Source organism: Chryseobacterium sp. MEBOG07 (genome assembly GCF_021869745.1).
Classification (GTDB): Bacteria; Bacteroidota; Bacteroidia; order Flavobacteriales; family Weeksellaceae; genus Chryseobacterium; species Chryseobacterium viscerum.
The window spans coordinates 641,740-665,639 of the sequence record NZ_CP084579.1 but is presented as its reverse complement, the minus strand read 5'-3'; the positions used below and the strand labels follow the sequence as shown (position 1 = coordinate 665,639).

General features: G+C 36.2%; 23 protein-coding genes and 2 pseudogenes. 12 read left to right on the top strand and 13 right to left on the bottom strand.

The features are described from left to right. Nucleotides 1-7: 7 nt before the first annotated feature. From ileS to trpS, 7 genes are all read left to right on the top strand, one after another. Nucleotides 8-3,403 carry an isoleucine--tRNA ligase gene (gene ileS / locus LF886_RS03090; protein WP_236852676.1) on the top strand — a complete coding sequence of 1,132 codons (3,396 nt, stop codon included), beginning with the start codon at nt 8-10 and terminating at the stop codon, nt 3,401-3,403. Between the two features lie 58 nt (nt 3,404-3,461). After that, complete coding sequence (locus tag LF886_RS03085; RefSeq protein WP_236852675.1) at nt 3,462-3,842, top strand: TraR/DksA family transcriptional regulator; 381 nt, start codon at nt 3,462-3,464, stop codon at nt 3,840-3,842. A gap of 78 nt (nt 3,843-3,920) precedes the next feature. Continuing rightward, entirely contained in the window at nt 3,921-4,166 is a 246-nt protein-coding gene (locus tag LF886_RS03080; RefSeq protein ID WP_103234271.1) for a DUF6576 domain-containing protein, read from the top strand. Nucleotides 4,167-4,182: 16 nt separating this feature from the next. Then, on the top strand, nt 4,183-4,383 hold the full coding sequence (locus LF886_RS03075) for a DUF2683 family protein (protein WP_236852674.1): 201 nt from the start codon (nt 4,183-4,185) through the stop codon (nt 4,381-4,383). Next, on the top strand, nt 4,383-5,021 hold the full coding sequence (locus LF886_RS03070) for a lipoprotein signal peptidase (protein WP_103234273.1): 639 nt from the start codon (nt 4,383-4,385) through the stop codon (nt 5,019-5,021). Before LF886_RS03075 ends, LF886_RS03070 begins: the two co-directional genes overlap by 1 nt. Before the next feature lie 15 nt (nt 5,022-5,036). After that, nucleotides 5,037-5,681 carry a vancomycin high temperature exclusion protein gene (locus LF886_RS03065; RefSeq protein ID WP_236852673.1) on the top strand — a complete coding sequence of 215 codons (645 nt, stop codon included), beginning with the start codon at nt 5,037-5,039 and terminating at the stop codon, nt 5,679-5,681. 220 nt (nt 5,682-5,901) lie between these two features. Then, the gene (trpS, locus tag LF886_RS03060) at nt 5,902-6,870 is read left to right on the top strand and encodes a tryptophan--tRNA ligase (protein ID WP_152290484.1); all 969 of its coding nucleotides are present in this window, start codon (nt 5,902-5,904) and stop codon (nt 6,868-6,870) included. Nucleotides 6,871-6,916: 46 nt separating this feature from the next. On the opposite strand, the gene LF886_RS03055 is transcribed toward trpS, so the two are convergent. The 9 genes and pseudogenes from LF886_RS03055 to LF886_RS03015 form a co-directional block, all read right to left on the bottom strand. Beyond that, a complete protein-coding gene (locus LF886_RS03055; protein WP_236852672.1) occupies nt 6,917-8,212 on the bottom strand; it encodes a sensor histidine kinase in 1,296 nt (431 codons plus the stop codon). Then, the gene (locus tag LF886_RS03050) at nt 8,212-8,883 is read right to left on the bottom strand and encodes a response regulator transcription factor (protein WP_124535743.1); all 672 of its coding nucleotides are present in this window, start codon (nt 8,881-8,883) and stop codon (nt 8,212-8,214) included. The genes LF886_RS03055 and LF886_RS03050 overlap by 1 nt, the downstream gene beginning before the upstream one ends. A 192-nt stretch (nt 8,884-9,075) precedes the next feature. Then, a complete protein-coding gene (locus LF886_RS03045) occupies nt 9,076-9,282 on the bottom strand; it encodes a PepSY-like domain-containing protein (RefSeq protein ID WP_236852671.1) in 207 nt (68 codons plus the stop codon). A 35-nt stretch (nt 9,283-9,317) separates the two neighbouring features. Then, nucleotides 9,318-9,767: a PepSY-like domain-containing protein gene (locus LF886_RS03040; protein ID WP_236852670.1), complete on the bottom strand. Its 450-nt coding sequence runs from the start codon at nt 9,765-9,767 to the stop codon at nt 9,318-9,320. A 183-nt stretch (nt 9,768-9,950) separates the two neighbouring features. Next, nucleotides 9,951-10,646: a YjjG family noncanonical pyrimidine nucleotidase gene (locus LF886_RS03035; RefSeq protein WP_236852669.1), complete on the bottom strand. Its 696-nt coding sequence runs from the start codon at nt 10,644-10,646 to the stop codon at nt 9,951-9,953. A 202-nt stretch (nt 10,647-10,848) separates the two neighbouring features. Next, nucleotides 10,849-11,439, bottom strand: a complete 591-nt coding sequence (locus tag LF886_RS03030; RefSeq protein WP_236852668.1) for an RNA polymerase sigma factor — start codon at nt 11,437-11,439, stop codon at nt 10,849-10,851. A gap of 194 nt (nt 11,440-11,633) precedes the next feature. Further along, entirely contained in the window at nt 11,634-12,125 is a 492-nt protein-coding gene (locus LF886_RS03025; protein ID WP_236852667.1) for a hypothetical protein, read from the bottom strand. An 86-nt stretch (nt 12,126-12,211) separates the two neighbouring features. Continuing rightward, nucleotides 12,212-13,491, bottom strand: a pseudogene (gene metK / locus LF886_RS03020) (methionine adenosyltransferase). A gap of 245 nt (nt 13,492-13,736) precedes the next feature. After that, nucleotides 13,737-14,687, bottom strand: a complete 951-nt coding sequence (locus tag LF886_RS03015; protein ID WP_236852666.1) for a LysR substrate-binding domain-containing protein — start codon at nt 14,685-14,687, stop codon at nt 13,737-13,739. Nucleotides 14,688-14,821: 134 nt separating this feature from the next. Between LF886_RS03015 and LF886_RS03010 the strand changes: the two genes are divergently transcribed. The 5 genes and pseudogenes from LF886_RS03010 to LF886_RS02990 all read left to right on the top strand — a co-directional run bounded on the left by LF886_RS03010 (nt 14,822) and on the right by LF886_RS02990 (nt 19,084). Further along, nucleotides 14,822-16,309 (top strand): catalase, encoded by a 1,488-nt coding sequence (locus LF886_RS03010; RefSeq protein ID WP_236852665.1) that lies wholly within the window; start codon nt 14,822-14,824, stop codon nt 16,307-16,309. 102 nt (nt 16,310-16,411) lie between these two features. Then, a complete protein-coding gene (locus LF886_RS03005) occupies nt 16,412-17,179 on the top strand; it encodes an enoyl-CoA hydratase/isomerase family protein (protein ID WP_103232639.1) in 768 nt (255 codons plus the stop codon). A 53-nt stretch (nt 17,180-17,232) separates the two neighbouring features. Further along, entirely contained in the window at nt 17,233-17,655 is a 423-nt protein-coding gene (locus LF886_RS03000; protein WP_124535757.1) for a deoxycytidylate deaminase, read from the top strand. A 6-nt stretch (nt 17,656-17,661) separates the two neighbouring features. Further along, nucleotides 17,662-18,575: pseudogene (xerD, locus tag LF886_RS02995) on the top strand (site-specific tyrosine recombinase XerD). Next, the gene (locus LF886_RS02990; RefSeq protein ID WP_152290480.1) at nt 18,572-19,084 is read left to right on the top strand and encodes an NUDIX hydrolase; all 513 of its coding nucleotides are present in this window, start codon (nt 18,572-18,574) and stop codon (nt 19,082-19,084) included. The pseudogene xerD and the gene LF886_RS02990 overlap by 4 nt, the downstream one beginning before the upstream one ends. Before the next feature lie 104 nt (nt 19,085-19,188). Here LF886_RS02990 and LF886_RS02985 read toward each other — a convergent pair whose 3' ends face one another. From LF886_RS02985 to LF886_RS02970, 4 genes are all read right to left on the bottom strand, one after another. Beyond that, nucleotides 19,189-19,641, bottom strand: a complete 453-nt coding sequence (locus tag LF886_RS02985) for a heme-binding domain-containing protein (RefSeq protein ID WP_124535761.1) — start codon at nt 19,639-19,641, stop codon at nt 19,189-19,191. 9 nt (nt 19,642-19,650) lie between these two features. After that, entirely contained in the window at nt 19,651-21,450 is a 1,800-nt protein-coding gene (locus LF886_RS02980; RefSeq protein ID WP_236852664.1) for an Ig-like domain-containing protein, read from the bottom strand. 25 nt (nt 21,451-21,475) lie between these two features. After that, nucleotides 21,476-22,738 carry a serine hydrolase domain-containing protein gene (locus LF886_RS02975; RefSeq protein ID WP_236852663.1) on the bottom strand — a complete coding sequence of 421 codons (1,263 nt, stop codon included), beginning with the start codon at nt 22,736-22,738 and terminating at the stop codon, nt 21,476-21,478. Nucleotides 22,739-22,943: 205 nt separating this feature from the next. Beyond that, nucleotides 22,944-23,873 carry a 2-hydroxyacid dehydrogenase gene (locus tag LF886_RS02970; protein ID WP_236852662.1) on the bottom strand — a complete coding sequence of 310 codons (930 nt, stop codon included), beginning with the start codon at nt 23,871-23,873 and terminating at the stop codon, nt 22,944-22,946. Nucleotides 23,874-23,900: the final 27 nt, after the last annotated feature.

The window sequence follows — 23,900 nt, the reverse complement described above, 5'->3', positions numbered from 1 at the left end:
ATTTACAATGAGCCAATTTAAAGAATACAAAAACCTCAACCTTATTGACGTAGCAGAGAATGTAGCGGAATTTTGGAAACAAAATAAAACTTTCAATAAGAGTGTTGAGATTCGTCAGGGAAATCCTGAGTTTGTTTTTTATGAAGGTCCACCTTCAGCAAACGGTATGCCCGGAATTCACCACGTTATGGCTAGAGCATTAAAGGATATTTTCTGTCGTTATCAGACCCAAAACGGGAAACAGGTTTTCCGTAAAGCGGGTTGGGATACACACGGACTTCCTGTAGAGCTAGGCGTAGAAAAAGAATTAGGAATCACTAAAGAAGATATTGGCAAAAAAATTTCTATTGAAGATTATAACAAAGCTTGCCGTGAAGCAGTAATGCGTTATACGGATGTATGGAATACCCTTACCGAGAAAATCGGGTATTGGGTAGACCTTGATGATCCATACATCACGTACAAGTCAAAATATATGGAAACCGTTTGGTGGTTATTGAAGCAGTTGTATAGCAAAGACTTGTTGTACAAAGGCTACACAATCCAGCCTTACTCTCCAAAAGCAGGAACAGGACTTTCTTCTCACGAGCTGAATCAGCCCGGGACCTATCGTGATGTTTCAGACACAACGGTTGTGGCCCAGTTTAAAGTGAAGAAAGACTCTTCAGCATTATTCAATGATGTTGAGGGAGATGTACATATCCTTGCATGGACGACGACTCCTTGGACGCTGCCATCCAATACCGCTCTTACCGTAGGTAGAGATATTGAATATGTTGTAGTGAAAACCTTCAATCAATATACATTTGAACCTGTAACGGTTGTTTTATCGAGCGTTCTTTTACCTAAGGTTTTCGGTAAAAAGTTTACAGAAGGTACAGATGAGGATTTTGCGAATTATACTCCGGAGACTAAAGTAATTCCTTTCAAGATAGTAAAAGAATTTACAGGAGAAAAACTTGTTGACACAAGGTATGAGCAATTGGTTCCTTGGTTTACACCTAATGACAATCCTGAGAATGCATTCAGAGTAATCTTGGGAGATTTCGTAACAACTGAGGACGGTACAGGTATCGTTCACACAGCGCCTACTTTCGGTGCTGATGATGCGAGAGTTGCTAAAATGGCTCAGCCTGAGATCCCGCCAATGTTGGTAAAAGATGAAAATGACAATCTTGTACCATTGGTAGATTTACAAGGTAAATTCATCAAAGGAGAAAATGTTCCTGAGATATTCTCCGGGACTTATATCAAAAACGAATATTACGATGAAGGAACTGCTCCTGAGAAATCTTGGGATGTAGAACTTGCGATCCTGCTGAAAACAGAAAACAAGGCTTTCAAAGTAGAGAAATATGTCCACTCTTATCCACATTGCTGGAGAACAGACAAACCGGTATTGTACTATCCGTTGGATTCATGGTTTGTGAAAATGACTGCTGTAAAAGACAGACTGGTTAATTTAAACAAAGAAATCAACTGGAAGCCGAAAGCTACCGGAGAGGGACGTTTTGCCAACTGGTTGGAAAATGTAAACGACTGGAACCTTTCCCGTTCAAGATATTGGGGTATTCCGTTGCCAATCTGGAGAACAGATGACCTGAAAGAAGAAAAGATCATCGGTTCTGTAGAAGAACTTTACAACGAAATTGAAAAATCAATTGCAGCTGGATTGATGACGGAAAACCCGTTCAAAGGTTTCATCATCGGAAATATGGCTGAATCTAACTATGATCTTGTGGATCTTCACAAAAATGTAGTAGACAAAATAGTATTGGTTTCCGATTCAGGAAAAGCAATGAGACGTGAGAGCGACTTGATCGACGTTTGGTTCGATTCAGGTTCTATGCCTTATGCTCAATTGCACTATCCTTTTGAAAACAAGGAATTAATTGATAACAATAAAGCATTCCCTGCTGATTTCATCGCAGAAGGTGTTGACCAGACTCGTGGGTGGTTCTATACGCTTCACGCAATCGGAACGGCTGTTTTTGATTCTGTTGCTTATAAAAATGTAATGAGTAACGGTCTTGTTCTGGATAAGAACGGACAAAAGATGTCAAAACGTTTAGGAAATGCAGTAGATCCGTTCGAAACACTTTCTGTATACGGACCGGATGCTACACGTTGGTATATGATCTCCAATGCGAACCCATGGGAAAACCTGAAGTTTGATATTGAAGGAATTGACGAGGTAAGAAGAAAGTTCTTCGGAACACTTTATAACACCTATTCATTCTTTGCTTTGTATGCGAATGTGGACGGCTTCAACTATTCAGAAAAAGAGGTGGAAAACCGCCCTGAAATCGACAGATGGGTTCTTTCCGAACTGAATCTTTTGATCAAGGATGTGAAAGCATTCTATGAAGATTATGAGCCTACAAGAGTAGCAAGAGCGATCAGTAACTTCGTGAATGACAATCTAAGTAACTGGTATGTAAGATTATGCAGAAGACGTTTCTGGAAAGGAGATTATTCTGATGACAAGATCTCTGCTTACCAGACTTTATACACTTGTCTTGAGACAGTTGCAAAGCTATCTGCTCCTATTGCTCCGTTCTTTATGGATCAATTATACCAGGATTTAAATAAAGTAACTGGAAAAGAAAGTTTTGAATCAATACACTTAACGGACTTCCCAATAGCTGATGAAAGCTTAATAGATCAGGATCTGGTTGAAAAAACGCATTTGGCTCAGAATATTACCAGTATGGTTTTCTCATTGAGAAAGAAAGAAAATGTAAAAGTTCGTCAGCCATTACAAAAAGTATTGGTTCCTGTATTGGATAAGAAAACAGAAGAGCAGATTCTTGCTGTAGCTGATCTGATCAAACAGGAAGTGAATGTAAAAGAACTACAGTTAATCAATGCTGAAGAAGCATCTCACTTAATTGTAAAACAGATAAAGCCTAACTTCAAAGCTCTTGGTCCTAAATTAGGAAAAGACATGAAGGTAGTAGGTGCAGAGATTGCCAATCTTAGCACAGAACAGATTGCCGGTCTTGAAAAAGAAGGAAAACTTGATATTCAGGGATATGAGATCACTCTTGATGATGTGGAAATCTCAACTAAAGACATCCCGGGATGGACAGTTACTTCCGACGGAAAAACAACTGTGGCATTAGATTTGACGTTAACCGATGAATTAAAATCTGAAGGGATCGCAAGGGAGTTCATTAATAGAATTCAAAATCTGCGAAAAGATAAGGACTTTGAACTGACAGACAGGATTAATATCTCCATTGAAGAAAACTCTCCATTCCTTGATGATATTAAGAAAAATGAGGAATATATTTCTTCTGAAGTCTTGTCAAATAAAATAGAAATTGTATCTTCACTTTCAAATTTTAACGAAATAGAAATAGATGAGGTTAATTTTAAGATAAATGTTGAAAAAAATTAACATATAGTTATTATATTTCAAATTCCATTTCATAATTTTATTAAAAAAGAGAAAGAATATGTCAGACGAAAGAGTTAGATACAGCGATGCTGATTTACAGGAATTTAAAGGGATCATAAAAGAAAAAATAGAAAAAGCAGAAAAAGATCTTCAGCTTATCAGAGAAAGTTTCATCAATGACCAGAATAATGGAACTGATGATACCTCTCCTACCTTCAAAGCTTTTGAAGAAGGAGCAGAAACGCTGAGCAAAGAGCAAAACTCTATTTTGGCAGGAAGACAGGAAAAATTCGTGCGTGACCTTAAAAATGCTTTGATCAGAATCGAAAACAAAACGTATGGTGTTTGCAGAGTAACAGGAAAATTGATTCCAAAGGAAAGACTTTTAGCCGTTCCTCACGCTACGCTGAGCATCGAAGCGAAAAATATGCAGAAATAGCCGTAAGGTTTGTAAAATAATATTGGGTTTATATTGTATTCACGGATACTTTATAGACCTAATTTTTAATGTATACCCATGAGCGGATTATTAATTTTGGGAGCTATTGTTGCAGTAGTATTGTTGTTTTTCAACAGAGAATGGATCAAAAACAGATTCTTCCCTGATCAGAAGAAGAACTATACTATTGATGATCAATTCAATTCTGATAAGCGTGACAGGGAAAGAGAAATCGACAAACTTTTGAGCAAAATGGGCAAAAACGGAGTCAATGATTTGTCAGAAAAAGAAAGAAAACGGCTCGACGAATTGTCCAAAATGTAAAAATTAAATATAAGAAATGGAATCTATTATAGTACATCCAAAAAATGCAATGGAGCTTAGCGCACTGAAAACTGTTCTGAAAGAAATGAACATTAAGTTTGAAAAAGCTCACGTCAAAAGTTCGTATAACGGACAGAAAGTGATCAAGAAAGCAAGCGATAATAAAAATGTAAAACCTGCTGCTGTAAAACCTTCAAAACCTAAAGGACAACAGTAATGAAAAAGATATTAGCGATAACATTTTTAGTGTTGTTAATTGACCAGGCTTCAAAAATTTACATTAAAACCCATTTTAATCTGGATGATAGTGTAACTGTTTTACCAGGCTTTAAGCTAACCTTTGTGGAAAACCCGGGAATGGCCTATGGATTTCACTTTGGAGGAATTATCGGAAAATATTTCCTGGTTATCCTAAGAGTTTTCCTTATCGGAGGAATGGTGTACATGTTTAAAAAATGGTTAAAAGAAGGAGCTTCCAATTATCTTTTGATTCCCATGGCTATCATCTTTGCAGGAGCTATCGGAAACCTTATCGACGGAATGTTCTACGGAATGATCTTCGACAGCGGAACCCTTTATGATCCAAGCATTGACCGATGGATAGGCTATGGCGGGATTTCTAAGATGGCTCCTTTCGGACATGGATATTCTACTTTTATGAAAGGCTGTGTGGTAGATATGCTTCACTTCCCATTGGTAGATTGGACTGTTCCTGAAAGCTGGCCGCTAATAGGAGGAAAGCATTTTGAATTCTTCAAATATATTTTCAATGTAGCAGATTCTGCTATTACTGTAGGAGCAGCATTCCTATTAATCTTCAGAAAAAAAGCATTCCCGAATGGGCTTGAGTTTTAAAAGATCTATTTTCGGATGAAAAAAATAATCAAAAATATTTTTAAAATTTTCCTGCTTCTTCTGGTTGCAGGAATTATTTTTATTGCCTGGGCCAATTACAGCATTAAAAAGGATAGCGAATCCTTCGTTTCTTATACTATTGCTGATGTACCGGAAGCAAAAACCGGACTGTTACTGGGCACTGGAAAAACATTAAGCAACGGAACACCAAACGCTTATTTCTACAACAGAATTAAAGCTGCTGCAGACTTATTTAAAAGCGGAAAAATACAGTACATCATCGTCAGTGGTGACAACAGCACCAAAGATTATAATGAACCTGAAGATATGCAGCTGGCATTAATAGATAGTGGAGTTCCACAGGATAAAATCATTATGGATCATGCCGGATTCCGAACGCTGGATTCTGTGGTAAGGGCAAAAGATATTTTCAGCCAGACAAAAGTGATCATTATTTCTCAAAAATTCCATAATGAAAGAGCCGTTTTCCTTGCCAGAAAAAATGGGATGGAAGCCTTTGGGTATAATGCAGCCGACGTGAATAAATACGCAGGCTTAAAGACTAATATGAGAGAGTATCTTGCCAAAGCTAAAGCATACTGGGATCTTCTTTTCGGAGTAGAACCGAAATTCGGAGGAGAAAAGATTGTAATTCCTTAATTGTTTTTAAACACAGATTACACAAGTTTTTACAGAAGGTTGGTGAGTTGATAGGTTTTGGCTAAAGCCAATGGATGGGTTATTCATTTAATCTGGCTGGGCTAAAGCTCACCGCTATTGAATTTTAAATGACAATATCTTTTATCTTTTTTAATTCATTATTCCCGGCAAACCTCGTAAATTTGCTATTCATTAATTTTTAAATATAAATTTTAAACAAATGTCAAGAATTCTTACCGGCATACAAGCCACCGGAACACCCCATCTTGGAAATTTATTGGGTGCAATTATTCCTGCTATTGAACTATCCAAGCAGGAAGGAAATGAATCATTTTTATTTATCGCGAATCTTCATACGCTTACGCAGATTAAAGATGCGCAGATTTTAAGACAGAATACCTACGAGATTGCTGCGGCTTGGCTTGCTTGTGGATTAGATACTGAAAAAACATTCTTCTACAGACAAAGTGATATCGCTGAAACCTGTGAACTATCTTGGCATTTATCATGTTTTTTTCCTTATCAAAGATTAACATTAGCCCATTCATTCAAGGATAAAGCTGATCGTCTTCAGGATGTGAATGCAGGTTTGTTTACCTACCCTATTTTGATGGCTGCGGATATTTTGCTGTATGGTGCTGAGATTGTTCCTGTAGGAAAAGACCAGCTTCAGCATTTGGAAATCGCAAGAGATGTTGCTTCGAGGTTTAATAACCAGATGGGTGAGATTCTTGTATTACCTCAGGCAGAACTTCAGCAGGACACCAAATATGTTCCCGGAACCGATGGGCGCAAAATGTCTAAATCGATGGGAAATATCATTAATATTTTCTTACCTGAAAAAGAGCTGAAAAAACAGATCATGAGTATTGAGTCTGATTCTAAATCTTTGGAAGAACCTAAGGATCCTGAAACGGATAAAACCTTCCAGATTTATGAGCTTATTGCAACTCCTGAGCAAACTGAAGAGTTGAGAGCAAAATATCTTGCCGGAAACTTCGGATACGGACATGCTAAAAAAGAATTGCTTGATCTTATCCTGGCTCGTTTTGCCAAAGAAAGAGAAACGTTCGCTTATTACATGAGCAATCTTGACGAACTGGAAGCAAAACTACAGCAAGGTGCTGAGAAAACCAGACCTATTGCTCTGGAAACTCTTAAAAGAGTAAGAACAAGCTTAGGATTTTAATTCTGAGTGATCAACATAAGAAAGCCTTTCATCTGAAAGGCTTTTTCTATTTATTAAAGTTGTTGTTATTCTTTGTAAGGATAAAATAATGCATCTTGTCTCCGTATTCATAAGTAATATCCCAGCCTGGATATTGCTTTATAATGGTTTTAATGATAGACAGTCCCAATCCGGAGGAAGTATGATCTGATCCTTGTTTATAGAAACGGTTGAAGATCCTGGATTTATCCAAAGGTAAAGATGATCCACTGTTTTGGAATGTTATTCTATTATTTTCAACGATGATATTCAAAGTTCTTTCTTCATTGTTATATTTAACTGCATTTTTAAGAAGGTTAGACAATAGAATATCAGCAAGATCCTGATTAAAATCTGCAATAAATCGTCCTTTCTCAATAATGCTGACTTCTACTTTTTTAAAGGCAATAAAATCTTCGTAATTCTGAACCAATTGACTAATCAGATGATTAAAATCAACATCTGATGTTTTATTAAACTGGCTGTTTTCAATTTTGGACAGCATTAATAAAGATTTGTTTAAGCCTACCATTCTTCTCAGATCATTTTTAACCTCAGTAAGAAAAGTAAGATTCTTTTTATCAAGATCATCATTCTGGATCAGAAGATCAATTTTATTGATAACAATAGCCAAGGGAGTCTGAAGTTCATGGGAAGCATTTTCTATAAACTGTTTCTGCTGGTAGAAAACAAGTTCATTACGCTCAATCATTTCATTGATTTCCACATTCAGTTCTTCAAATTCAGTGATCTTGTAGTTTTGTTCTTCCTGAGAAAAAGGAATTCCAAACTGATATCTTTTAAGTTTATCCAGGATTAAGTAGAACGGCCTCATGGCTTTGTTAAGTAGATATCCGTTCACCGCCACAATACTTACTACCAAAAGGATATAAAGCACGATCAAGGCAGTCGTAAGATCGTAAATCAGCTCGTCTTCTTCTACAGTAGAGGTTCTGATGACAAGCCTCTGCTGATTTTTGAACTGATCGATAAAATCCGCCTCAAGAACTCTGTAAGGCTGGTCTTTATCATCATACTCCATGTAGTACATCTTATTGTAGAGTCTGCTTTTATTTTGATACTCTTCAGCTTTAATGGCATTGATTTTAAATTCATTGAATCCGAAGTCATTATTATTCAACAGCTGAGGATTAAGATAAACAGCCTTGATAATCTGTATTTTACGGTTCCTCAGTCCATCATCCACATTATCATGTACTTCATCCAGGATATACGCATAAAACAGCCCTGCCCACACTGCGATAATGAGCAGAAGGACCATGATAAGGTATTTTATGGTGTAGTATTTTAATGAACTTTTCATCAGATAAATTTATATCCTATACCATAGACAGCCTGGAAATCAGCGTCCGCATGGAGGGTTTTCAGTTTTTTGCGAAGGTTTTTAATCTGTGAATAAATAAAATCCAGACTGTCTGCCTGATCTATATAATCTCCCCAGATCGCTTCTGCTAATGTCGTTTTCTGTAAGGTCTTTTCCGGATGAATGACAAAATAATATAAAAGATCATATTCTTTCCGATTAAGCACCAGCTCTTCGTTGCCTATTTTTACGATTCTATTTTCCGGATCAATGCTTATATTTTTATATCTGATGATATTCTCACCATCCTGGTTCTTTCTCCTTATGACAGATCTGATCCTTGCCATCAGTTCAGCAAGGTGAAAAGGTTTTGCAAGATAATCATCAGCTCCTATTTCCAATCCGGTTACCTTATCATCTACTGAATCTTTGGCAGAAAGAATGATCACCGGATCTTTCTTATGCATTTTTTTGATTTCCCTCAGCAGATCTATACCGTTTCCGTCAGGCAGCATAATATCAAGCAAAATACAGTCGTATTCATAAGAAATAATTTTCTCCAGCCCATCACTGTAATTTTCCGCATATTCTACAATGAAATGTTCTGCTTCCAGAAATTTCTGTACAGTATCTTTCAATTCCGGCTCATCTTCTACTATTAAAATCTTCATACTTTCTGGATCTATATATTCTGCTGCATCATTAAGGTATATCAAATATATGAAATTATAAGGAGGGAAGCCGACTTCGAAAGCCTACGAAAGGATTACCAATATAAGTGTACTATGATATATCACTGATACTATATCCAGCATACACCAATAATCTCTGCTCTCTTCTCTCATGTTCATTTTCATCAATAATTAATTCGATTTCACATAACGGCCGTCAGCATCAAAAACGAGACATAAACCGTTCATCAGGTGAATTTTATAAGCATTATACTTTCTTTCAATACAATCTATCACACTGCAAGGATGATTCCTTGTCATAAATGAAACCATATTTTTTCTAATCTGTGTAGAAGAAATCTTTCTTCCGCTGCTGTTTATTAAATTCCAGTTGACCATACTATTAAGATTTAGTGTTAATTTTTAATTCTGATTTAATCGTCAATTCTTTTAAAATTCCCGTTTCTGTCAAATTCAAGTTCAAGCCCGTTGGAAAGTTCTGTTTTATAAGACCATCTTTTCTTTTCGATCTTAACGATATAAGTATTCGGGAAATTCTTCGTACTGTAATTTCTGATCGATACAGGAATGAAGCCATAAGGTACTTTCTGATGTTTACCATCAATTTCTTTCCAGTTTCCATTGCTGTCGAACTCTATTTTCATTCCATTGGTCAGATATACTTTGTACTCGTCTACTCCATAGATTTCTCTGTCTTCTATTGCTGAGCTTACGGCTATTCCTTTAAAATGGGAAGCAAGAAAGGTTTTGGCTGTTTTGGGTAACTGATTGGCATTGATTGCTCTGTCCTGTGCGGAAATTAATCCTCCCATTAATAAAAACATGATCATCAATACTCCTGTGATTTTCTTTACATTTTTCATAACATTAAGTTTTATTGTCATTATTATAAAGCAAAGGTCATAATCAATTTAGGAAAGAATTAGGAAAAATGATTTCAGCAAAAAAATGGGCTTATCACAGAGTTTGTATTTTGTATTACGTCTTTTAAAAACGAAAAAGCCATTAAGATGAACTTAATGGCTTGTATATACTGTATTGATATTTTACAAGTATTCTTTAATTTGCTGAAGATGGGTAATGGCTTTTAAACCTTCTTTCTTCTTGTCTTCTTTATAGACATCAAAAAAGATGGCATCCATTCCAAAGTCTGTTGCTCCCATAGCATCAGCGATCCAGTCATCTCCAATGAGGATACTTTCTTCTTTTTTAGCTTCAGAAAGCCCTAGAGAGTATTCAAAAATCCTTGGGTTGGGTTTTCTCACCCCCACTGCATCTGCACTGGTAATCGTCTTAAAATAAGGAGCGATCCCGGACAGCGTACATTTTCTTTCCGTTACATCCTGAAATCCATTGGAAATAATGTGTAATGTATAATTCTTAGCTTTCAGATATTCCAGGACATCTTCTGCTCCCTCCACCAATTCGTTATAACCCACAATATTGTCAAGGAAATTTTCTTCAAAATAAAGGGCAAGCTCTTTATTATCTATTCCAAAATGTTTAAATGAATCATAAAAACGGTGTTCTCTCAAATACTCTTTGCCAATAATTCCGTCTCTGATCTTTTCCCACAACTCTTCGTTGATATCGTGGTAAACAGAATGAAACTCTTCAAAGTCAATATGATACTTTGAAGTAATTTCCTGTTTTTCAAAAAGGTCTTTGATGGTAAGATAGGCATTCCTGCGGTGATCCCAGAGTGTATTATCCAGGTCAAAAAAAACATGCTGCATTTTCATACAGCACAAAGTTAGTCATTTTAATTTTTTAAAATAGGGTAATTTTTGCTCTTGCTTTTCACAATTTCAAGACCTTTGGAAAAATTAAGCAAAAAATCAATGGTTTGTTTCTTAGGTTTCAAAGTTTTCACTTTTAAGGAGTCATTTTTTTTCATAAGCGAAGTATGTTTTCCTTAAAACGTGAAATTTTCCGAAATATTATTTATCTGGTTAATATTATGTTGTTTTCATCCATGATTTTTCTCAGGTTTATCAGCGCATACCGTACTCTTCCCAGAGTAGTATTAATGCTCATATCCGTGTGGTCCGCAATTTCCTTGAAACTCAGACCATCAAAAAACCTCAGTTTGATTACCTCCTGCTGGTTTTGCGGTAAAAACAGTAACATCCTCAACAGGTCTTCCTGAATCTGGTTGGTGACAAGCTGATCTTCAATATTTTCCGAAGGCTCTCTGATCAAATCAAAAATAGAATACTCATCGGTTTCAAAAGTAGTTTCTGAAACTTTAATGTTTTTCGCTTTTGATCTGAAATGATCGATAATTAGGTTGTGGGAAATTCTTTTCGCCCAAAGAATAAATTTACCTTCTTCGTTATAGCGCCCTTCTTTCAGCATGACAATGATCTTCATGAATGTATCCTGAAAGATATCGTTGGCCAAATCTTCATCATTAATTTTGTAAAAAATGAATGTAAACAGTTCTCTCTGGTGTCGGTGAATGAGGATTGACAACGCCTCCTCGTCTCCTTTCTGGTAAAGGGAAATTAGTAAACTATCCGATTCTGATTTCATAACTCTTCTCAATATAAATATTTGCAGACAGACATTCCTCCAGATATTTTATCTGGCCTTTGCTGCATAAACAAAACAGTGTAGAGTAGAGTCTCTTCTATAGGCGGTAGTACAATTATTATGATGTAAATATAATAATTTTTTAATAACTGTTAACCTATTATTAAATTTTCAAAAGAAAAATTTAAAAAAAATCACTTAAACATGTCATGAATGAATACAGTAGGGATATTTAATGTAAAATTAATATTTAGCCCTTTCATCTCTTTTCCGTTCAATCGGGCATCTCCGATAGGAAAAGCATAGCCTCCTGTAAGGTCCAGCATCCCGAATAGGGTTACTCCTATTTTGGGAGCAATGTATTTATTGGTTCCTTCAGCACCTGCTAAAAAGTAATAAGAGTGATAAAAGTCTACATTTTTTGCAAAATTAAGGAGAATGTCAGCTTGTAATTTGGGCATAATCGCAAACTTAGAGTCTGCAACTCCCATCATGGCAGATCCTCCTAATCTGTAAACCACATCATCATTTTTAAGGAAAAGCAATTTACCTCCTACTTCACCAAAACTTTGATTCTGGTAAGTATATCCCACACTGATCATCTTATGCATGGTGTATTGTGCTTTTACCAGTGTACTTAGTAAAAATAGGGACAGAACAGCAATTACAGTTCGAAAATTCATCATCTTTCTATATTATTAAGGTGTAAAATTAAAAAAAACTGCCTTACCCAAAGATAAAGCAGCTTATTTATTATTCTCTAAAGGGAAAATTAAATTCCGAAAGCGGTTTTAATTTCCTCTACTTTGTCTAGTTTTTCCCAAGTAAAGAACTCAAGATCTTTCAATGTAAGTTCTTTTTATGTCCTTTATTGAACGTTTTATCAGCTATATAGTGCTCTTTACCCATATGTCCGTAAGAAGCTGTTTCCTGATAAATAGGATTTCTTAATTTTAAGTTCTGCTCAATAGCATAAGGTCTTAAATCGAAAATTGTAGAAACTTTTTTAGCGATATCACCATCATGAAGATCTACTTTTGCCGTTCCGTAAGTATTGATGTATAAACCACAAGGCTCAGCTACACCGATTGCATAAGAAACCTGTACCAAAACTTCATCAGCAATTCCTGCTGCCACTAAGTTTTTAGCAATATGTCTTGTTGCATAAGCAGCACTTCTGTCTACTTTAGAAGGATCTTTTCCAGAGAAAGCACCACCACCGTGAGCTCCTTTACCTCCATAGGTATCAACAATGATTTTTCTACCTGTAAGACCAGTATCTCCGTGAGGTCCTCCAATAACGAATTTACCTGTAGGGTTGATGTGATATTTGATTTGATCGTTGAATAAAGCCTTGATTTCCTCAGTTTGTTGTGCAACTACTCTAGGAACCAAAATATTTTTAATGTCTTCACGGATCTTGTTCAACATTTCTTCTTCATTTCCGAAGTCATCATGCTGAGTAGAAACCACGATAGAATCAATTCTAACAGGTTTGTGATCATCAGAATACTCAATCGTTACCTGGCTCTTTGCATCCGGACGAAGATAAGTGATTTCCTTATTTTCTCTTCTTATTGCAGAAAGCTCTTTAAGGATTGTATGGGCAAGATCCAATGCAAGAGGCATATAGTTTGCCGTTTCATTGGTAGCATACCCGAACATCATTCCTTGGTCTCCTGCTCCCTGTGCATTTGCTTTAGCTTCGAAAGATTCGTCACTTACTACTCTGTCAACTCCCTGGTTGATATCAGGTGACTGCTCATGGATTGCGGAAATAACCCCACATGAATCTCCATTGAACATATATTCTCCTTTTGTATACCCTATTCCATTAATTACTTCTCTGGCAATCGTCTGTACATCAAGGTAAGCATCAGATTTTACTTCTCCTGCCAATACCACCTGTCCGGTAGTTACAAGAGTTTCACATGCTACTTTAGAATTTTTATCGTATGCTAAAAAATGATCGATAAGTGCATCGGAAATTTGATCGGCGATTTTATCCGGATGTCCTTCTGAAACTGATTCAGATGTAAATAAATAAGACATATAATTCTTTTGTTTTTAAAGATTTAAAAAAAATAATTTTGTAGAAAAATATGAAATAAAATTGCCCAGAAAAAAGAATACTATACTGTTTTAGCATTTTTTTATAGAGGTTGCAATCAGGTCAAATTTTTCCTCGTAATAAACGTCAGCAAAGTTAAGTACTATTTTCGTAATACTCAAAAATTTTGTTTATTAATTATGATATTATTTAAATTAATGATTTCTATCACTTTAAAGCATTTTCACTACTGAGGCTTTATGCTTACAAATTCTTTAGGACTTGCATGATAATTCAGCTTAAGTTCCAAAGCAGTTTTGATAGAATGTGACAATTCATCAATAATTTTTTGCTTAAAGGTAGGCTTGTAGTAAATAATACTGATTTCTCTGTATGGGAAAGGCTTTTTAAATCTGAAGACATTTTTCTTCTGCTCTTCAGAAAGCTGGCTCAATGCAAGTTCCGGCAGTATACTGATCCCTCCTACTTTATCTACCATATGTACCAAAGTCTGGATATTGGAAGCCAGGAAGTCTAAATTTTTAGGTTTCAGCGTATTTTCTTTCAGATGACAGATATTTTCAAACTGATTTCTAAGACAGTTTCCTTCTTCAAGCAACCAAACTTTTTCTACATTCAAATCTTCCGGAATGATGTAAGCGTTCTTTTTGTTGGCTTCAGTATTGGAACTGTAGATCATCAGTTCTTCATTGAATAAGAAATCCTGATAAAACTCATCCGCTGTATCATAAGGAGTAGAGATAATTCCCGCATCCAGTTCTCCGGCTTTCAAAGCTTTAATAATATTATCAGTAGTCATTTCTTTTACATTCATCTGAATCTTTGGATTATCCTCAAGGAATTTGAAAATTTCCGTAGGCAGGATAAAAGATGAAACAGTAGGAATGATTCCCAGGTTGATGGTTCCGCCCAGAATATTATTCAAAAGATTGGCTTTGTTTTTCAGCTCATTGACAGATTCTATAATAACCTTAGCCTGATCAATAATCTGCAGCCCTACATCCGTAGTACGAATTGGGTGGGTAGTCCTGTCGAAAACCTTCACATCCAGTTCATCCTCAAATTTCTGTATCATGGCACTTAACGTAGGTTGGGTAATAAAACACGCCTGAGCGGCTTTACCAAAATGTTTATACTTATCAACAGCGATAAGATACTCCAGTTGCTGAATGTTCATTTGATTAATATTATCTATTACAAAGATATAACGTTTTTGCTATTAGCAATTAAAAATTCAAGTAAATTTGACATTCATTACCTTTACACTTCGATTTAGAAAAACAAAAAACATTTATACAAATCATCAATGATATGGATTCTAAAAAATTAACGTTAAGCAACGGCACACCTTATTTTGAGCATCAGGATTCACAGACGGTAGGACCAAGAGGCCCGGTATTGCTGCAAGATTTTATTCTTCAGGAAAATCTTGCCCATTTCGTTAGGGAAAGAATTCCTGAAAGGATTGTGCATGCCAAAGGAAGCGGAGCATACGGGACTTTTACCGTAACTCATGATATCAGCCAGTATACGAAAGCAAAATTATTCTCACAAGTTGGAAATTCATGCAGAATGTTTGCCCGATTTTCTACTGTAGGAGGAGAAAAAGGAAGCGCAGATACCGCAAGAGACCCAAGAGGGTTTGCCTTAAAATTTTATACAGAAGACGGAAACTGGGATCTTGTAGGAAATAATACGCCGGTATTCTTTATTAAGGATGCAAAAAAATTCCCGGATTTTATTCATACTCAAAAAAGACTTCCAAAAACCAATTTGAAAAGCGCCACCATGATGTGGGATTTCTGGAGTTTAAATCCTGAATCTCTTCATCAGGTCCTTATATTAATGTCAGACAGAGGTACACCTTACGGATACCGACATATGCATGGCTTCGGATCTCATACTTTCTCTATGATCAATGATAAAAATGAAAGAGTATGGGTGAAATTCCACTTCAAAACAAAACAGGGAGTAAAAAATTTCACAGATGAAGAGGCAGGAAAAATGGCTGGTGAAAATCCAGACTTTGCACAGGAAGATCTTTGCAATGCCATTGAAAATGGAGATTTCCCAAAATGGACCTTATACATCCAGGTAATGACTGAGGAACAGGCAAAAGATTTCAGATGGAATCCTTTTGATGTGACAAAAGTATGGTTCCATGATGATTTCCCTTTGATCGAAGTAGGAGAAATGGAGCTTAATGAAGTTCCTGTTAATTATTTTGCCCATGTGGAGCAATCTACTTTCTCACCAAGTAGCCTGATTAACGGAATCAGCTTCTCACCAGACAAAATGCTGCAGGGAAGATTGTTCTCTTATCCTGATGCACACCGATACAGAGTTGGAGTGAATTCGCATCAGCTGGAGGTAAACAGATGTCCTTTTGAAGTCAACAATTACCAGAGAGACGGCTATATGGCAGACTCAAGCCAATATCAGGATAAACCGAATTACCATCCTAACAGCTTTGATGACATCCAACCGGATTCTGATTATAAAAACTACGAATATGAGCTGGATAGTGCTCATGTTGCAAGTTATAACAGAAATGATAACGACAGTGATCATTATACTCAGCCGGGACTTCTTTATTCAAAAGCAATGAATGCAGAAGACAGAGATCATCTGATCAAAAATATCATAGGGAGCATGAAGGGAATAAGCGGACTTAAAAAAGATGAGATCATTAACCGACAATTATGTCACTTTTTCCGTGCCAATATTGAGCTTGGCATGAAAGTAGCTTCTCAACTAAACGTCAATATTGATGCAAATATGATGAATCATTCCAAATAATCATATTGAACAATAAATTAAAAAAAAGGAAAAAAAATAAGATTTTTCCTTTTTTTGTAAAAAATTCATAATTTGCAAAGGATGATATTTTAAAGTGGAAAAATGAGTTACGAAAATATATTATTAAAAAAAGAAGATAAATTATCTATTATTACCATAAATAGACCTGAAAGTTTAAATGCTTTAAATGCAAAAACAATTCAGGAAATCAGTGCCGCAATGGATGAGCTTAATGCTGATACTTCCTGCAGGGTAATTATTCTTACCGGAAGTGGAGAAAAGTCTTTCGTTGCCGGAGCTGACATCAAGGAATTCAGTGATTTCGGACAGGAAAAAGCTGAAGAATTAGCGAGAAACGGACAAAATATATTGTTCAATAAAATTGAAAACATGTCCAAACCTGTCATTGCAGCCGTAAACGGATTTGCATTAGGGGGAGGTTTAGAGCTTGCCATGGCATGCCACATCAGATATGCATCGGAAAACGCCAGACTAGGGCTTCCTGAAGTAACTCTTGGATTAATTCCGGGATATGGAGGAACACAAAGGCTTCCAAAGCTTGTCGGAAAAGGTATTGCCAACGAAATGATCTTCTCTGCCAAAATGATTCCTGCTCAAAAAGCAAAAGAAATCGGACTGGTAAACGAAGTATACCCTATCGAAGAATTATTAACTAAAACGAAAGAATTAGCGAACACCATTGCCCACAATTCACCTATGGCAATATCTAAGGCTATAAATGCCGTAAATTTATCTGATACGGATAAAGGTTTTGAAACTGAAATCAAATATTTCGGAGAACTTTTTGAAATGGAAGATAAGAAAGAAGGAGTTACTGCGTTTCTAGAGAAGAGAAAGCCTAACTTTTAATCTTTCAAAAGATTTTAATCCAAATTATTTCGAAAAAAAAACAATGCTGCGGTATGAATAAGTTTGATAAAGCTTATCTAAAAATGGCTCAGGAATGGGCAAAACTCTCCTACTGTAAGAGAAAACAGGTGGGAGCTCTTATCGTAAAAGATAGGATGATTATTTCAGATGGTTACAACGGGACTCCTTCGGGATTCGAAAACTGCTGTGAAGATGGAGAAGGGAGAACACACTGGTACGTATTGCATGCTGAAGCGAACGCTATATTAAAGCTGGCCGCTTCTACTCAATCTGCAAAAGGGGCAACGTTATATCTGACGCTGTCTCCCTGCAAAGAATGTAGTAAACTGATTCTGCAGGCAGGAATTGCGAGACTGGTGTATATAAATGAGTATTCGGATGACGATGGAATATCGTTCCTGAGAAACCATAATATTGAAATAGAACAAATATCTGACTGTGAACTAAAAAAATAAGCACAAATGACTTGGGATGAAAAGATCAAAGATTTTGAAATATTTCTTCGTTTCGAAAGAAATTTTTCAGAAAACACACTCGACGCCTATGTTCGGGACATTAAGAAATTAAAAGATTACGCAGAAGAAGATCTGGCAAACGTCGGTCCAGATTCTATCGGTTACGAGAACCTGCAGGAATACATTTTCAATCTTTCCAAACAGAAATTCAGTGAGAGATCGCAAGCAAGATGGATATCTTCCATCAAAGCGTTTTTCAAATTTCTGCTAGAGGATGAGTATCGAGAAGACAACCCTGCAACGCTACTTGAAGGTCCTAAATTGGGACTATATCTACCTGATACCTTAAGCCTTACTGATATCAACAAAATTATTGCTGCTATTGAGATGAATACCGATCTCGGAAAAAGAAACCACTCCATTATAGAGGTTCTATATGGCTGCGGGCTTCGTGTTTCCGAACTGATTGATCTGAAGATCTCCAATATCAACTTTAAAGAGCAATACATCAAGGTACACGGAAAAGGAAACAAAACCCGTTTTGTTCCTTTGGCCGATTATACCGCTGATTTGCTTGAAAATTATATCAAGGAGGTACGTTCAAAAGGTAAAATCAATAAGAAATATGAAGACACCCTGTTTTTGAACAGCCGTGGAACATCGATGTCCAGAGTAATCGTATTTCTTATTATTAAAGAACTTACAGATAAAGCTGGGGTTAACAAAAAATATCTCCACACACCTTCAGACATTCTTTTGCCACCCATTTATTACAGAATGGGGCAGATTTACGTTATATTCAGGAAATGCTGGGACATTCCAGTATTACCACAACGGAAATCTATACGCATCTGAAAACAGAAGAATTAAGGGATGTTATTTTAAGTTATCACCCGAGAAATATTAATATTGCTCAATGAAACTATTGAAATATTGTCCAAGCTGTGGCAAAGAAACTCTACATTGGGACGGCGAAAAAAAATGGAGCTGTCCGGAATGTGGTTTTACCCTGTATAACAACGTGGCAGGCGCTGTAGCGGTTGTCATCAGATGTGGTGACGAAATTTATCTTACCAGAAGAAACAGAGACCCTAAGAAGGGGAAACTTGATCTTGCCGGAGGATTTGTTGACCCTAAAGAAAGTGCAGAAGAAACCTGTAAAAGAGAACTTTTTGAAGAACTTCAGCTTGATATTGATATTTCAAAACTGAAATACCTTACCAGCCTTCCGAATATTTATGAATACAAAGAAATTGACTACAATACAATCGATCTCTTTTATGAGTATACTGTTTCGGAAAAGTTTGAGGTAAATCTTGAGCTCTCTGAGATCTCAGAAGCGGTTTGGATTCCTTTACAGGATCTCAATCTTGAAGATATTGCTTTTGATTCTCAGAAGAGATTTTTTGAGAGGTATTTAAAGAAATAATTTTTGTAATATATTCTCTCGTAGATTTTGCAAATTGAGCAGATTGGAAAACACAATCATCTGCTGGATCTGTAAAATCTGCGAGAGTTTTTTTATGATGTAAATTAATAGGTTTTATTCTTCAGCATTTCTTCAAAATACTGAATCAGCAATGCTCTTTCCGCCTCTGAAAGGTTGGCTTCTTTATGATAGACAATATATCCCGGCATTGGCATAGTCTTGTTTTGGATAGTCTGAACAACCTTAGTAAGCATACTTTCCTTTAAATCCTTATTATATGTTTCCCAGGTAGAAAAATTAATATGTTCGCGGCCTTCATTCACATGGCTTTTTACCGACCATGACACAGGGGCAATAAAAGCATATTTCGGATAGACTGTTTCATTGGAATGACAGTCATAGCATGCATTTTTAAGCAGTGTTGCTATCTTTTCGGGGGTTTTCTTTGCAACGACGAAGTTCTTGGCAGAATCAACAGGTTGATTAGTCCTGTCAATAGGAACAAACTGAATAAGGGCAAAGCCCACCAATATCCAAAATATGATTTTCTTAGCCATCTTTTTTGCTTACTTTGCCGGAGTTAGAACGGCATTACCGGATTTAAATTCTTTTTTCAGCGGTTGCTTCACTTCAGCAGGCGCAGCAGGTACAGAAGTTTCTGGCACTGAAGTAGAAGTAGAAGACGGTGCTGAATTGGTTGTTGTTCCTTTAGGACTATCAAGAGTTCTGGTATCCTTCAAATCCCAATCTTCTCTTGTTTCCCACAATCCTCTGACGATTAATTTTTTATAGAAAATATATGCATCTTCGGCGAAAATATCATTCGCAAAATCAGCTTCGTCCCAATATTTGTTTTCATTGTTATCAACCAGTATTCTTACAATGTATTCTCCCGGTTTTAGAATATCAAACTTTACATTATTTCCTTTTAAGTATTTCTGATATGCTATTTTATCGGAAGAATCTACCAGCTGGATCCAGTAACTGGTAGCCGGAGCATTCTGAATAGTGAATTCAACACTTCCAAACTGATCTACTTTAGCAATATCAAAATCGAAACGTTTTGATTGGGTATTTTTTGCGTAGAATGAAGATACGGTTTCCTTAGGAACAGTAAGTTCATAACTTTTCCCCATCACAAAATCCGATTGAACATGGATTTGGTAAGGGTTAGTTTCTGAAATTTTAGCGGTGAATGGTAACGTTGTTAAGCTGTCTCCTTTAATTTTTAATGTCCATTTTGAAGGATCAATTTTATCTACGATATAGTTTGATGCAATTTTTAAGTCTGCTTTTGGAGCCAGTGAAGTTCCGTCGTTATCACTAAAGACATCCATCGCATTTTTCTTATTGTATTTGTAAAATAAAGAAACGCTGTAGGCACTGTCTTTTTTTATCCCTTTATTATGAGTAAATGTGAGTTTTTCGTTGGCTGTCTGCCCCACATCATCTTTTACCGCATCAAACCATATTCTCACAGAGTCGGATTTTGGATTGTGCATTATTTTGATGTCCTTTAATTTTTCATTCAACGACTGAACTTTTACTTCATCCGGATGACCTTCAAATGTCATTAAAATACCTCCTGCAATTTCTTTCATCTCTGCATACTTCACAGGCTTTTTGGAAGGATATACCTTTAAGTTCAACCCAGAAATAGACTTTTCAATATCTACAGGATCTTTTTGAAATCCAACCTTTTCTTTTCCAGGATCATACATAGAATTCCCGTTCTCGTCATCAAAAGCTATGATTTTATACTTTCCAGGGGTCAGATAGTTTAATTCATAATATCCATCTTCATCTACCTTGGTGATATAGTAAGGCTTTTTCTTATAATCCATCGTATCTTTTACCTGATACAGCCCAACTACCAGCTTATTTTCAGTTGTTGTTGTCGTCTTCTTTTTGATATCGAACGCATCTCTTACCTCACCGCTGATATAAAGATCATCCAGTTTATCTCCTGTAGAAAAAGCAAAATTGAAATACCTCAATATGTTCGACTCGTTATTATCTACAATTGAATTTCCGAAATTGAAATTATAAGTTGTATTGGCCTGAAGCGTATCTGTCCATTGGATCAGTACAAATTTATTGGCAATATTGGAAGGAAGAATCCTTGTTATATTTTTAATAGGCGGCGAAATAATCAGGTTTTTATTGATATCCTTCAATGTCACATACTCATCAAAATCCAGACGGAGTTCGTGAATATCTTTTTTAACATTAATTCTTGTGGTATCAATGTTTGCGCTTAAAAATTTGGGTGCCAGAGTATCTTTAGGCCCTCCGACAGGAGATCCTACTCTTGCACATGAGTGTACAAGAAAACAGATAACGAATAATAAAAGAAACCTTTTCATGAAAATGTTTAAGCAAAAGTAAACATTATTCTCCAAAAACTTCCTGTCCGGAATTCAAAGTATCTTTATTGTCGTTCATAACTGTATGAAGCTTCTCCTTTTGTAAAGGGAAATCCTCGAATAATCCTGACAATGCAAGGGCTGTATATACTTTGTTTGAATATTTATTTCCAATCGCAACAATGGTCACTTTCGATTTTAAAAGGTGGGCAAATACCGAGTTGGTCCCATGCCACCATCCATTGTGATACGTCAGCTTTTCTCCGTTATCAAATATTTTCATTCTGAATCCGAGTCCATAATTATTCATTCCCATCTTTTCATTGCTATAAGGGGTAAATACCATCTGCATCAATTCGGGTTTCAGGAAGTTTTTTGAAAACATTGCTTTTGAAAAATTATATAAGTCTCTTGGTGTTGTGTATACATTTTTATCACCATAAATAAGATCAAGTCTATCCAGAGGGTAAAGCTTGTTTGCTCCATAGTAGAAAGACTGCGAAGCCGTAGGAATATCTTTTTCCTGGAAGATGTAAGTATGAGTCATTTTCAACGGAGTGAAAACCATTTCTTTCATCGCTTGCGGAAAAGGAGTTTTGGTCACTTTTTCAATCAACAAAGCCAATAAAGCAAAGTTTGTATTGCAATACATAAATCCTGTATCTGTATCTCTCGCCAGATCAGGTTTATATTTGATAATCATGTCCAATACATCCTGATTGGTAATAAACGGCTTGGATATTTCTGCCGGAGCAGGCTGTATTTTAGTAATAAAATATTCGTATTTCGGAAGACCGCTTCTTTGATCCAGTAAAGTCTGAACGGTAACATTCGGATAAGGGAATCCTGGAAAAAACTGGGTAAGGTGATCGGTAAGTTTTATTTTTCCAGCCTCTACCAGCTTCATCATCGCCATTGCCGTCAAAGTTTTTGAAACTGACGCTACGTGCAAAGGGGTATTTTTATCAATCGGCATCTGGTTTCCTTCTCTTCCGAAACCTCTGTAATTTTCATAGAGAATTTCATCTCCTTTAGCCACAAGAATTCCACCGCTAAGGTCGCTTCCTTCCCAAATTTTCTTATAATACTGATCTATATAATTTACTGTTGTCTGTCTATTCAAAAGCTGGCCATCGCCTTTTGTGAAAACACTTCCGAGGTCCACATCTCCATAGTTAGGAAGATTGGTCGTATTTTCAGCTGAAACATCTTTAGCTTCAGTCTTTTTTTTACAAGAAAATATTGATAAAAGAACAGTTAAGATAAGTATAAAATTACGCGTCGTCATGAGATTCAAAATGAGCGGCAATTTAATAAAACTCGAAAATAAATAATAAATAAGAGAGGGACATTATGAATTATTTAACATAAATAAGCGGAAAAGTAAAATTTTGAAAAGGTGAAACGGCTAAAATGTGAAATAAAAAAGAGGGCAAAGGAAGCAAATAAGTAAACTTACCAATTTACCTCCTCAGCTTTCTTAGCTCGTTAGTCTAACAATATGAAGCTACAATTTTGTCTACAATAAACTGAGCCAGCTTTTCTTTACTCTGATGAGTCCAGCCAGCAATATGAGGCGTTACGATTGCTTTTTCAGATTCAAGAAGGTATTTTAAGTCTTCATTTTCTACTTCAATATTCTCGAAAGAAGACTTTTCGTATTCCAATACATCCAGACAGGTGCCTTTTACTTTTCCTGATTTCAATGCTTCTACTAAACTTTTAGTTTTCACATTCTTTCCTCTTGCTGTATTCACAAAATAAAAGTCGTTTTTCATTTCTGCGATGAATGTTTCATCAATAAGATAATGAGTTTCCGAAGTCAAAGGAATATGCAAACTTATAACCTCTGCAGACTGCTTCAGCTCCTCCAGAGAAACCTGTGTTCCATATTCATCTGAAAGACCGGGAAGTATATCATGGAAGACCACTTTACATCCGAATCCGGAAAGTCTTTTGGCAGTTGCTTTCCCCATATTTCCATATCCTATCAATCCTATTGTTTTTCCCAGTAACTCATCTCCCCTGTTTTCTTCACGCTGCCAGATACCATTTTTCACTTCCTGAGAAGCAATAAAAAGCCTGTTCATGATGACAAGCAGCATTCCTACCACATGTTCTGCCACGGAATCTCTGTTTCCTTCCGGAGAATTGATCAATTGGATGCCCAGCTTTTCAGCAACAGGAATATCAATATTTTCCATACCGGCGCCTACTCTTGCAATAAACTTCAGGTTCTTCCCTTTTTCCAGAAAGTTTTTGTCTAATGGAATACGGCTTCTGATGATAATCCCATCGTAATTCTCAATTTTACCACAAACCTCATCATAGGACGAAGTAAAATCCTCTTCCAAAATAAAATTTTGAGCCAAAAGCTGCTCGGTAATAAGAGGATGATTTTTATCTAAAAGAAGTATTTTCATAGTTCAAACACAAATGACACTAATTTA